The sequence below is a fragment of the Psychromonas sp. psych-6C06 genome (assembly GCF_002835465.1).
Lineage (GTDB): Bacteria > Pseudomonadota > Gammaproteobacteria > Enterobacterales > Psychromonadaceae > Psychromonas.
Map to the genome: position 1 here is coordinate 204,399 of NZ_PIZM01000009.1, position 12,082 is coordinate 216,480.

The window sequence follows — 12,082 nt, forward strand, 5'->3', positions numbered from 1 at the left end:
AGTTTAACTAAAACTCATTATGTTACGGTAAAGTTATACAGTAAATTTACTGACTTCTGAGATAAGCTTGTTAGCTTGTGTTTCAAGCTCATTACTCATTTCATCATTCTGCGTCGATGTTTCACCTGAATTTTCTGCGACATCACGAATAGAAACAACATGACGGTTTACCTCTGCTGCTACCACACTTTGTTCTTGAATTGCTGTTGCAATGGCAGTGTTCATATCCATGATACCGACGATGTCTTCATTTATTTGGGCTAACATCTGTCCTGCTTGGTTTGCTTGCTCTGCACTCTCTTTGCCTTCCTCTCGACAATCTGTCATTAATGAGACGATATTTTGAGTGCGGCTTTGCAGTGAACTGATAATGTTTTCTATCTCTTTTGTTGACTCTTGAGTACGGCTAGCGAGCGTACGAACCTCATCAGCCACGACGGCAAAACCGCGCCCTTGTTCGCCGGCTCTTGCCGCTTCAATAGCTGCATTTAGCGCCAGTAAATTAGTTTGTTCTGCAATACCTCTAATAACATCTAATACACTACCAATGGTTTCGCTATCTTTAGAAAGGTTAATCACCACATCTTCAGATTCAACTAATTTACCAGAAAGTATGTTTATCTGCTCTATAGTGGCATCAACACCTTGTTTACCAATGGCCGCATTTTGATTCGTTTGTTCTGCTTTATCGGCCGCATCAGTAGTATTACTTGCAATCTCCTCAATAGTGGCAACCATCTCAGTAACAGCTGTAGCAACCATGTCAGTTTCTTGCATTTGTGCCTGAACTCCCTCGTGAGCTTGATGTATATTAGCTGTGAGTGTGGTTGCCGCTTGGGTTACATTGTTTGCCGACTCTTGTGTCGAGATAATCAATGCGTGGAAATTTTTAATCATGCCGTTAAATGCATGTGCCATCTCAGCCAGTTCATCATTGTTCTTTGTTGAAACGACGATGGTGAGATCGTTAGTTTCGGCAATTTGAACAATAGAGCGCTTAATAAAGGTAATGCCACTCATAATGCTACGGCTTACGATAGAGCCGATAACAATAGATAGGATTAATGCAATAGCAAAAAGAACATAGGTTACGCTACTGATCGATTTGATATAACTATCAATAGCTACATTGGTTTTTACAACCAATGCATTTTGTTGCTGAATAACCATCGCTGAACTATCAAAGAGAGCTTTACGAAGGCCACTTTGGGCATCGTAACCAAACACTTTTTGCTCTGCAGCAAGGTCAAGAAAAGCTTTTTTATATTTAGGTAAAGAGTAGTTAACTGCGGTTTTTTTACCGATAGAAAGGCTACTATCTTCAACACCATTAAGTAATTGTTTGTAAATACGCTCATATTTTCTAATGTGTTTACGGTCAAAGTCCATTAAAAAATCTTTTTCGTAACGGCGTAATTGCAAGGTTAAACTAAGCATTTCAAAATCAGATTTTCCAATTGAACGTTCTACTTGCTTCACTGCTTTAGTGAGTGCGCCATAAAGACCATCTTTCGTTGTGAGACCTATTCTTTGTTGTGACTCAACAAGAACATTAAATTGCTGTCTGTATTCAGTTAAGGCAGAACTGAGAGTTGCTATCTCGGAGGTCGATATACCCATTTCGACTAGTGTGCGTTTTACTTTTTCTAATTGATCAACGACCTTGGCATCCTGCGCCGTAAAGTCATCAACATCAGTCAATAACTTTTGAGCAATAAAGTTCTTCTCGTAGTGCCGTAATTGTAAAATACCTGACTCTATTTCGCCGATATCCTGAGCAAGAGTGATATCTTTTTGTAACGCTGAAGAAGAAAAATTTAATAGCAACAACATCGCGAGCATGCTGGCGATGGAGATAACAGTATTAGCGATTAATTTATGTTTTATTAGCATGGTAGTTTGCCCAATTTTTTTTACATGAATATCTAATGGCTGTTTATAGCTTATGTTGCTATTTCGTAACCATCCAGAAAATAACCCGAATTAACTTTTTTTTGTGATAATACCCATATGAATCGTTTTAATACGTGTTTATTTACTTCTGTTGCAATTGCGTTTTGCGCTTGGAACACTATTGCAATATTGGCATCTATGATCATGATAGCGATAACAGCATTATTCATTTATGCTAACACTCGACCTGCCTCTGCGATTCATTTATAGCTTTATTAACCTTCCTCGCAACATTCGCTTATCAAGCTGCTGATGTTGCCGGTATGCGTTTGTAATGAACTAATTATATTTTTATCTATTTGGTTGAGTCTTATGTAAAGTTGTTAAGGCACAAACCTTATCGGCAACCATTGCTAAGTCTTTACCCTATTCAACTCAATAACTCTTGATGTTTCAATTTTTCCAATGCTCTGTGACAAGGCAAACTACTGTTGTAATGTATCCGAGCTTAATTTTAAAAAGGACAACATAGTAAACATACTCAGTATTGATCTGTTGGTGTATACCATAAGTTTATGTTTTTGAGCATGAATGTATTGCCTAGTCATTAGTTTCAATATTTATGTTAACTAAATTGTAATAATGGATGCCAAAATCGCCAGTGAGCGGAGCAGAAAAGCCCTATTTTTTAGGTACTAGAAATAAAAATTTAAGGTTAATGGTTAGTTGGTATTTACTTGATGGTGATTTCATCACCTTGACGATAATCAGGCAAGGTGATGAAATTTAGAGTGAATTAGACTTGAAAGCGACTTATCTCCTCAGTCAATACACTCGCTTGTTGTGCAAGCTCTTCACTCATTTCACTATTCTGTACAGATGACTCTCCAGTTGATTCCGCGACATCGCGTATTGATACTACGTGTCTATTAACCTCTGTAGCGACTGCACTTTGTTCTTGAATGGCGGTTGCAATCGCCGTGTTCATATCCATTATGCTAATAACATCACTATTTATTTGCTCTAGCAAGTCACCAGCAACACTTGCTTGCTCGCTGCTTTGCTGACCTTCGTCACGACACTCGGACATTAACGTCACTATATTGGAGGTACGATTTTGTAGTGTACTAATGATGCTCTCAATCTCTTTGGTTGACTCTTGGGTGCGACTGGCTAGTGTTCGTACTTCGTCGGCTACGACAGCAAAGCCACGGCCTTGTTCACCTGCTCGGGCCGCTTCAATGGCTGCATTAAGTGCTAATAAATTCGTTTGTTCTGCGATACCTCGAATAACATCTAATACACTACCAATAGTAATACTATCTTCTGCTAACTGATTAACCACGGATTCAGACTCAGTTAATTTATCGGAAAGAACTGCAATTTGCGTAATAGTCGCATCTACACCTTTTTTGCCTTTATTCGCATTGTTATTAGTTTGTTCTGCTTTATCGGCAGCATCTGTGGTGTTATTTGCAATCTCTTCAATGGTGGCAACCATCTCTGTAACGGCCGTTGCGACCATGTCGGTTTCTTGCATTTGCGACTCAACACCGGCATTTGCTTGATGAATATTCTTACTTAATGAACTTGTTGCTTGTTCTACAGTGCCTACGGATTGTTTGACCGATAAGATAAGATGTTGGAAATTACTGAGCATATGATTAAAAGCATCCGCCATGTCTGCTAATTCATCTTTATTGGTTGATTGCACAGTAATAGTAAGGTTGTTGGTATCGGCAACTTCTGTCATAGAGTTTTTAATATGCGTAATTCCCCGTGTAATACTCTTGCCGATAAACCACGCGATTAAGCTTGCAAGTAGTATTGAAACAGCAAAGATAGTGTAGGTAAGCTGGGTCATTGAAGTAATGTATTCGGCCACTGACTTGTTCGTTTCAGTCATTAAACTTGTTAATGTCTTATCCACTTGGTGGATGGTTGCGCGCATCTCTTTTTGTATGCCACTATTTGAGTTATAACCCATATTTTTTTGTTCGTTAACTAGGTTCAAAAATGCTTTTTTATAGTTATCCATGGCTTTATCGATAGCGACTTTTTGGCCGCCTTGGAGGTAACTATTGTCAATGATTATGTCAAATTTATCATGGTTTTTCAGAAACTGGGTGACGTATTTATCATCTATGCGAAGCATAAAATCTTTTTCATTTCGTCTTAGCTGTAACATCATGCTGGTGGCTTGAAAGTCATCTTCGCCTAAAATACTTTCAACTTCATGTACTGCTTTACGTAGTGCCCCATATAAACCCGTTTTTGGAGTTAATCCTATTGTAGTTTGTGCGTTTACTAGCTTTTCGAAATGTGCCTGGTATTGATTAAGAATACTTTGTAGTGAGGAGGCCGCACTACTATCAATATCGATATTATTTAAATCGTGTCGTAAATCATCTAGCTCACTCTGTAATTGGCTAATACGTGCTTTGAATTGATCAAGGTATTTTAGGTTTTTTCGGGCTAAAAAGTCTTTCTCGTTTCGTCTAAGTTGTAAAATATCCGCTTCTACTTTACCTATTGTTTGTGCAATAACGATATCTTTTTGTAAAGAACTGGAAGTGTAAATAACTAGAATCAACATTATCAGCATGCTGATAATGGATATCCCTGTATTAATGATTAACTTATTTCGAATTAACATGATAGAGCCTTTAATTTACAGTTGATGTACTGACTAAGTGTAATTGCAATTTCATATCTTGCACGTTGTGCAATGATGAAGTAGCTATTATTTATTTGAAATAACGCTAATTATTAGCACTAAATCTGAAATCAACCTGATTTCTATTTAAAACGGGGTGGTTTTGTGATGATTGTTTTGATCTCCTTATATTCTTTTCAAAGAGTTTTATCATTCTCTCTAGCTTGTTCTGAAATATGAATCCTTTCTATATTCTTTGTTACTTTAATTGTAATGCACTGATCCACAATATAAAAAAACATTGAAAGTGTACTTTTTAGTCGCCCAAAATAGCGTAAATATTTATTCACATTTATTGCATAAATAATCATTTGTATTTACAATGCTTCTTTACTGTGAGGCATTCCTTTATAGAGACATTTTTCCTATAATAGCGCCTCTCAATTTATCACTATTTTCAAAACAGGATTTATTATGCTTAAAGCGATCGTTGTTGGCGCAAGTGGATACACTGGTGCAGAGTTAGCACAATTTTTAACACGCCACCCAGAGATTGAATTGGCAGGGTTATATGTTTCTGAAGGTAGTTTAGATAAAGGTAAAAAATTATCTGATTTATATGGCAACCTTGTTGGCGTTGTTGATCTTCCTTTGCAACCATTAGGTACTGCCGGTATCAAAACTGTTTGTGAAGGCATCGATATTGTTATTTTAGCGACCGCGCATGAAGTCAGCCATGATTTAGCACCATTATTTCTTGCTGAAAATACAGTGGTATTTGATCTGTCTGGCGCATTCCGTGTTCAATCTGCAGGCTTCTACGATAAATTCTATGGTTTCACTCATCAATACCCTGAGTTACTAGAGCAAGCCGTTTACGGTCTTGCTGAATGGAATGATGACGCGGTTAAGCAAACAGATCTTATTGCTGTTCCTGGCTGTTATACAACCGCTTCGTTAACTGCGCTTAAGCCATTGGCAGAAGCAGGTTTGATTAAAGCCGGTACTAAGCCAACTATCAATGCAACTAGTGGCGTTAGTGGCGCAGGTCGTAAAGCGAGCGTTGCAAGTAGTTTCTGTGAGGTGAGCCTACAACCTTACGGTGTGTTTACACATCGTCATAAGCCTGAAATTGATCAGCATTTAGGTTTGCCTGTGGTATTCACACCACATTTAGGTAGCTTCAAACGTGGTATCTTAGCGAGCATTAATGTGGTGCTAAAAGAGGGCGTCACTGCAGAGCAGGTGAATCAAGCTTACCAAAATGCTTATGCAGATAAACCGATTGTACGTTTAATGGAAGGGTCTTATCCTGCATTGAAAAATGTAGTGGGTACACCTTATTGTGATTTAGGTTGGGCAGTTGATGGAGATGATCTCGTTGTATTTAGTGCCATTGATAACCTTCTTAAAGGTGCTTCATCACAAGCAATCCAATGTATTAACTTACGTTTTGGTTTTGATATCACAACATCATTCTAATGAAAGAGTCTATAGCAATGAAACAACCGTTATTAATTAAACTTGGTGGTGCGGTACTTGAGAATGAACAAGCGCTCACTAATCTGTTCTCAGCATTAACAACCTACTTAGAAACAGAGCAACGTCCTCTATTATTAGTTCATGGCGGTGGTGTGATTGTTGAAGATGTTCTCGCTAAGATGAATATCAAAAGTGAAAAAAAGAATGGTCTACGTATAACACCCTTTGATCAAATTGGTTATGTTGCGGGTGCATTAGCCGGAACGTCAAATAAATTATTGATGGCTAAAGCTTTGCAAGCAGGGCTTTCAGCTGTTGGTTTATCATTAGCTGATGGTTTCAGTTGTACAGTAAAACAGATGGACCCAGATTTAGGTGCTGTGGGTGTGTGCGCACCTAATAAGCCTGAATTAATAAATCATCTATTGGCTGGTGGCTTTTTACCTGTTATTTCATCGATCGCCATTGGTGAAGATGGGCGTTTATATAACGTTAATGCAGATCAGGCTGCCATTGCTATCTGTGAGCTATTAAATGCGGAGCTAGTTTTTCTCTCTGATGTTGATGGTGTATGGGACGCACAGAAACAAGTTATTCCTGAGTTAAACACTCAATTAGCTGATACACTGATTGCTGGAAATGTTATACAAGATGGCATGGCAGTAAAAGTAAAAGCAGCTTTACAAGCGGCTGATCAGTTAGGTCATGTGATGCTTGCAAGCTGGAAAAACCCTGAAAATTTAGTATCACTGCTTGCGGGTCAAGCGGTGGGAACCAAAGTAATTAAATAGAGAAAGAATCATGAACGATCTGTTAACTGGTTTTGAAATGACTCAACAACAAGCATTAGACTTGATTGCATTGGGTAAAGAATTAAAAGCAAATCCTGCTAAATTCGCACAAGCGCTAGCAGGTAAAAGTGTCGTCACGTTATTTGAAAAGCAGTCGCTACGTACTCGAGTTACTTTTGATATCGGTGTGAATAAATTAGGTGGTCACGCGGTTTATTTAGACCAAGCCAATGGTGCGATGGGTAGCCGTGAAGATGTTAAAGACTTTGCTGCTAACATCTCTCGCTGGGCTGATTGTATTGTTGCACGTGTTTACGACCATAAAACATTGGTTGAGATGCAAGAGTACTCGACAGTGCCTGTGATTAACTCGCTGTGTGATCTTTACCATCCTTGCCAAGGTATGGCAGATTTCCTAACGGTGGCACAAAACTATGATGATGTGTCAAAAGTTAAACTGGCTTATATCGGTGATGGTAATAACGTGACTCACTCGCTGTTTATTGCTGGTGCTATTTTAGGTGCAACAGTTACTGCGGTTTGTCCAATCGGTCACAGCCCTGATGCGCAAATTCTAAAACAGGCACAAGATATTGCAGCAAAAACAGGTGCAACTATCACTGTGACTGATAAAGTTGAAGATATTAAAGGCTTTGATGTCGTTTATGGTGATACTTGGTTATCAATGGGTGATGACACTCCACTTGAGCAAATTAAAGCTAAGTTTATGCCTTACCAAATTAATCAAGAACTACTCGATACAACGGGTATAAAACATGTTTTACATTGCCAGCCAGCACATCGTGGATTAGATATTACTTCAGAAGTGATGGATGGGCCTGCTTCATTGATTTTTGATCAAGCAGAAAATAGAATGCATATACAAAACGCAATTATGTTGACGTTAATTAACAAATAAGGAACGGCTGCAAAATTACTTGCGCTTTTGTTTTCAAAATAACCAGTTATTTAGGATCAGCTTTAAAATTAATTACTCTTTTTTCAAAACAACCTGTCATTTAGGGTTTTTTAGAAACAATTTAGAGCAAGTTATTTTATAACGAGTCCTTCAGTTTTTTGAAAACAATTTAGCGCAAGTTATTGTGTAACGAGTCCTAAGTATTGATGAAAGGAAAATAATCAATGAGTAAAGTAAAAAAAGTAGTACTCGCCTATTCTGGTGGTTTAGATACGTCGGCTATCATTCCATGGTTAAAAGAGACCTATGATGATTGTGAAATCGTTGCTTTTTGTGCTGATGTTGGCCAAGGCGAAGAAGAGTTAGTGGGCCTGCATGAAAAAGCGATCGCATCAGGTGCTTCTGAATGTCACATCGTAGACCTTAAAGAAGAGTTTGTTGCAGATTACATCTACCCAACCATCGCTTCTGGTGCTGTATATGAAGGTACTTACCTTTTAGGTACATCAATGGCGCGCCCGATCATTGCTAAAGCGCAGGTTGAAGTTGCACTTAAAGTGGGTGCTGATGCTGTTTGTCATGGTTGTACTGGTAAAGGTAATGACCAAATCCGTTTTGAAAGCTGTTTTGCTGCCCTTGCGCCTGAGATTAAAGTAATTGCTCCATGGCGTGAGTGGGACATGGTTTCTCGTGAAGACCTATTGGATTACCTTGCTGAGCGTAATATCGAAACAACAGCTTCTGCAACTAAAATCTACAGCCGTGATGCTAACGCATGGCACATTTCTCACGAAGGTGGTGAGCTAGAAGACCCATACAATGAACCATCTAAAGGTGTTTGGACGATGACGGTTGATCCGTTAGATGCGCCAAATGAGCCTGAGTACGTAACATTAAAGGTTGAAAACGCACGTGTTACTGCCGTTGATGGTGTTGAATTATCTCCTTACGACGCATTAATGCTGTTAAATGAAAAAGCTGCTGCACATGGTGTCGGTCGTGTAGATATCACTGAAAACCGTACTGTTGGTATGAAGTCTCGTGGTTGTTACGAAACACCAGGAGGTACAGTGATGGTGACTGCGCTTCGTGGTATCGATGAGCTTGTACACGATAAACCTTCTCGCCGTTGGCGTGATCAAGTGGGTCAAGAATTTGCTCACTTAGTTTACGATGGTCGTTGGTTTACACCACTGTGTGGTTCTCTACTTGCAGCTTCAGAATCACTAGCTGCAGACGCAAATGGTGAAGTCGTTGTTCGTCTTTACAAAGGTCAAGCAACAGCGGTTAAGAAAAAATCGCCAAACAGCCTTTACTCTGAAGAGTTTGCAACTTTTGGTGATGACAATGTTTATGACCAAAAACATGCAGAAGGTTTCATCCGTCTTTACTCACTATCAAGCCGTATCCGTAACTTGAATAATAAGTAAAGTCAGTGAAATAGATTGTAAGTTCCTGCTTCGTTTTACGTTGCGGGAATTTCTATTTTTATAGGTTCTTAGGAAGTAACAAGAATCTATAAAAATAGACTTGATCTAATCATAGAAAGAAATGGAGTTATAGAATGGCATTATGGGGCGGACGTTTTAGCCAAGCGGCAGACGTAAAATTTAAATTATTCAATGACTCATTACGGTTTGACTACCGCCTAGCTGAGCAAGATATTATTGGTTCAATTGCTTGGTCGAAAGCATTACTGAGCGTTAATATTTTAACCGTTGAAGAGCAACTTCGTTTAGAAGATGCATTAAACGACTTATTGGTATCAGTGCAAGCGAATCCAAAGCAAGTATTACAATCAGATGCAGAAGATATTCACTCATGGGTTGAAATTCAACTTATTCAGCGTGTTGGTGATTTAGGTAAAAAATTACATACGGGACGTAGCCGTAATGACCAAGTCGCAACTGATTTAAAATTGTGGTGCAAGAAAACAGCACAAGAGTTGATTGTTCATTTAGATAGCCTCGAAGCTAAATTAATTGAACTAGCACGTACTCATCAAGCTGTTGTACTTCCGGGCTACACGCATTTACAGCGTGCTCAACCAGTAACATTTTCACACTGGTGTTTGGCATACTTAGAAATGTTAGAGCGTGATCATAGCCGTTTAGAAGGTTGTTTAGAGCGTTTAGATACATGTCCTTTAGGTAGTGGCGCATTGGCAGGTACTGGGTACCCGATGGATAGAACTGCATTAGCGCATTCGTTAGGCTTTAAACGCGCAACACGAAACAGCTTAGATTCAGTTTCAGATCGTGACCACGTTGTTGAGCTAATGAGCTGTGCAACATTATCGATGGTACATTTATCTCGTATGGCAGAAGATCTTATCTTCTACAACAGTGGTGAATCTGGCTTTATCGAAATGTCAGATCAAGTCACTTCTGGTTCATCACTGATGCCACAAAAGAAAAATCCAGATGCAATGGAGCTTATCCGTGGTAAGTCTGGACGTGTTTTTGGTTCATTAGCTGGCATGTTAATGACACTTAAAGCATTACCACTTGCATACAACAAAGATATGCAAGAGGACAAAGAAGGCCTGTTTGATGCATTAGATACTTGGGGCGATTGTCTTGAGATGGCATCAATGGCATTAACTGATCTTAAAGTAAATGAAGAGCGCACCAAAGAAGCCGCACAAGGTGGCTACTCAAATGCGACTGAACTGGCAGATTACTTAGTTGCGAAAGGTATTCCATTCCGTGAAGCACACCATATCGTAGGTGTTGCGGTTGTTGCTGCTATTGAAAAAGGCGTGCCACTAGAAGATTTAAGTGTTGCTGAATTTAAAGAGTTCTCAGAAGTCATCGAAGAAGATGTTTATCCAACACTCACATTAGAAGCAACATTGGCTGCGCGTACTGCATTGGGTGGAGTATCACCAGATCAAGTAGAGCATGCATTAAAAGAAGCAGAGCAACGCCTTGCTGAACGTGACACTTCTGGCATTGTTATCCGTGCTGCTCGTTTGACAGATATTGATCGCATAGCATCAATGGTAAATCATTGGGCTGACAAAGGTGAAAATCTACCAAGAGATAAAAGTGATTTAGAAAACTCCATCGATGAATTTGCAGTGACGGAAATAGATGGACAAGTAACAGGTTGTGCTTCAGTTCATATTTATGATACTGGCTTGGCAGAAATTCGTTCTTTAGGTGTTGAACCAGGTTTTGAAGGGCGAGGCCAAGGTAGTGCCTTGGTTGAGCTACTGCTTAAACGTTCAGAGAAACAAGCTATCAAACGTCTGTTTGTATTAACGCGCATGCCTGATTTCTTCATGAAACTTGGATTTAGCCCAGAAAGTAAATCTACAATGCCAGAAAAGGTATTAAAAGATTGTGCGATATTTGTAAGTGAACATGCAAGTGATGAAAAGGCACTTGAGTTAAATTACAAAACAAGCATGTTATTGCATAAAGAGATGAGAAAAAGCTAATCGCAGTGACTACAGTTAGCATATGAAAAAAGGCGTATTTCTATAATGATAGAAGTACGCCTTTTTTGTTTAACAAGCTAGTTGAGTATTTATATGATACAAATTTACTAACTTAACTATACGGCGACATAAATTATTCTGCATTCTCGGTTAAATATTCATTTTTTAAATTAACGTAATGGGTGGCTGAACGTTTCAAAAATGCAAGCTCTTGCTCAGTTAATGGGCGGGCCGCTTTAGCTGGCGATCCAACATATAAGAAACCAGAAGCCAATACTTTATTAGGTGGAACTAATGCACCGGCTGCTAAAATGATGTCATCTTCAATAGTTACATTGTCTAAAACAATGGCACCCATCCCGATTAAAACACGAGAGCCTATTTCGCAGGCATGTAACATCGCTTTATGACCTACAGTAACATCTTCGCCTATATGTAAAGAGTAACCATCAACACTCGCTTCACCTTTACGGGCAACATGGAGCACCGAACCATCTTGAATATTAGTGCGTGCACCTACTTTTATATTATTAACATCACCACGTAAAACGCACATTGGCCAAATACTAACATCATCTGCAAGTTCAACATCACCAATGACGGTTGCAAAAGGGTCAATATAAACATCATTAGCAATTTTAGGGGAGATGCCTTTATAAGAGCGTAAAACAGGAAACATAACAAACCTTAATTAAGAGATAAAAAAGTAACTATACGACACAAAAGTGTGAGTAACAAAGTGAAATCTGTGGATAACTTGTGGTTAAAGGGGGTATAAAAATTAAATACGATTTTATACAAATAAACGCTTGCTAATGTGATCTCAATCCCTATAATGCGACCCCACAGACACGGACGGCAACGCAAGTTACCAACCAAGTCCGAAGCAACAAGCT

The 12,082-nt window shown here is 39.0% G+C and carries 8 protein-coding genes; 5 read left to right on the plus strand and 3 right to left on the minus strand.

Features of this window, described 5'->3' with window-relative positions; all coding sequences use genetic code 11:
* Positions 1-33: 33 nt before the first annotated feature.
* Both CW745_RS13590 and CW745_RS13600 read right to left on the minus strand, forming a co-directional pair.
* Positions 34-1,893 (minus strand): methyl-accepting chemotaxis protein, encoded by a 1,860-nt coding sequence (locus CW745_RS13590; protein WP_101109235.1) that lies wholly within the window; start codon positions 1,891-1,893, stop codon positions 34-36.
* A gap of 796 nt (positions 1,894-2,689) precedes the next feature.
* The gene (locus CW745_RS13600) at positions 2,690-4,549 is read right to left on the minus strand and encodes a methyl-accepting chemotaxis protein (protein WP_101109237.1); all 1,860 of its coding nucleotides are present in this window, start codon (positions 4,547-4,549) and stop codon (positions 2,690-2,692) included.
* Positions 4,550-5,023: 474 nt separating this feature from the next.
* On the opposite strand from CW745_RS13600, the gene argC reads away from it, so the two are divergent.
* The 5 genes from argC (at position 5,024) to argH (ending at position 11,186) form a co-directional block, all read left to right on the plus strand.
* Positions 5,024-6,031 (plus strand): N-acetyl-gamma-glutamyl-phosphate reductase, encoded by a 1,008-nt coding sequence (argC, locus tag CW745_RS13605; RefSeq protein WP_101109238.1) that lies wholly within the window; start codon positions 5,024-5,026, stop codon positions 6,029-6,031.
* A gap of 17 nt (positions 6,032-6,048) precedes the next feature.
* On the plus strand, positions 6,049-6,822 hold the full coding sequence (gene argB / locus CW745_RS13610) for an acetylglutamate kinase (RefSeq protein ID WP_193755609.1): 774 nt from the start codon (positions 6,049-6,051) through the stop codon (positions 6,820-6,822).
* 10 nt (positions 6,823-6,832) lie between these two features.
* Entirely contained in the window at positions 6,833-7,741 is a 909-nt protein-coding gene (locus CW745_RS13615) for an ornithine carbamoyltransferase (protein WP_101109240.1), read from the plus strand.
* 224 nt (positions 7,742-7,965) lie between these two features.
* Positions 7,966-9,171 (plus strand): argininosuccinate synthase, encoded by a 1,206-nt coding sequence (locus tag CW745_RS13620; protein ID WP_101109241.1) that lies wholly within the window; start codon positions 7,966-7,968, stop codon positions 9,169-9,171.
* A gap of 134 nt (positions 9,172-9,305) precedes the next feature.
* Complete coding sequence (gene argH, locus CW745_RS13625; protein ID WP_101109242.1) at positions 9,306-11,186, plus strand: argininosuccinate lyase; 1,881 nt, start codon at positions 9,306-9,308, stop codon at positions 11,184-11,186.
* A gap of 133 nt (positions 11,187-11,319) precedes the next feature.
* Here the strand turns inward: argH and CW745_RS13630 are convergent, their stop codons facing one another.
* Positions 11,320-11,865: a gamma carbonic anhydrase family protein gene (locus tag CW745_RS13630; protein ID WP_101109243.1), complete on the minus strand. Its 546-nt coding sequence runs from the start codon at positions 11,863-11,865 to the stop codon at positions 11,320-11,322.
* Positions 11,866-12,082 lie beyond the last annotated feature (217 nt).

What these genes read in the sequence shown, in the direction of transcription:
- CW745_RS13590 (WP_101109235.1), bottom strand. Translation starts at nt 1,893, where the DNA reads ATGCTAATAAAACATAAATTAATCGCTAATACTGTTATCTCCATCGCC.
- CW745_RS13600 (WP_101109237.1), bottom strand. Translation starts at nt 4,549, where the DNA reads ATGTTAATTCGAAATAAGTTAATCATTAATACAGGGATATCCATTATC.
- argC (WP_101109238.1), top strand. Translation starts at nt 5,024, where the DNA reads ATGCTTAAAGCGATCGTTGTTGGCGCAAGTGGATACACTGGTGCAGAG.
- argB (WP_193755609.1), top strand. Translation starts at nt 6,049, where the DNA reads ATGAAACAACCGTTATTAATTAAACTTGGTGGTGCGGTACTTGAGAAT.
- CW745_RS13615 (WP_101109240.1), top strand. Translation starts at nt 6,833, where the DNA reads ATGAACGATCTGTTAACTGGTTTTGAAATGACTCAACAACAAGCATTA.
- CW745_RS13620 (WP_101109241.1), top strand. Translation starts at nt 7,966, where the DNA reads ATGAGTAAAGTAAAAAAAGTAGTACTCGCCTATTCTGGTGGTTTAGAT.
- argH (WP_101109242.1), top strand. Translation starts at nt 9,306, where the DNA reads ATGGCATTATGGGGCGGACGTTTTAGCCAAGCGGCAGACGTAAAATTT.
- CW745_RS13630 (WP_101109243.1), bottom strand. Translation starts at nt 11,865, where the DNA reads ATGTTTCCTGTTTTACGCTCTTATAAAGGCATCTCCCCTAAAATTGCT.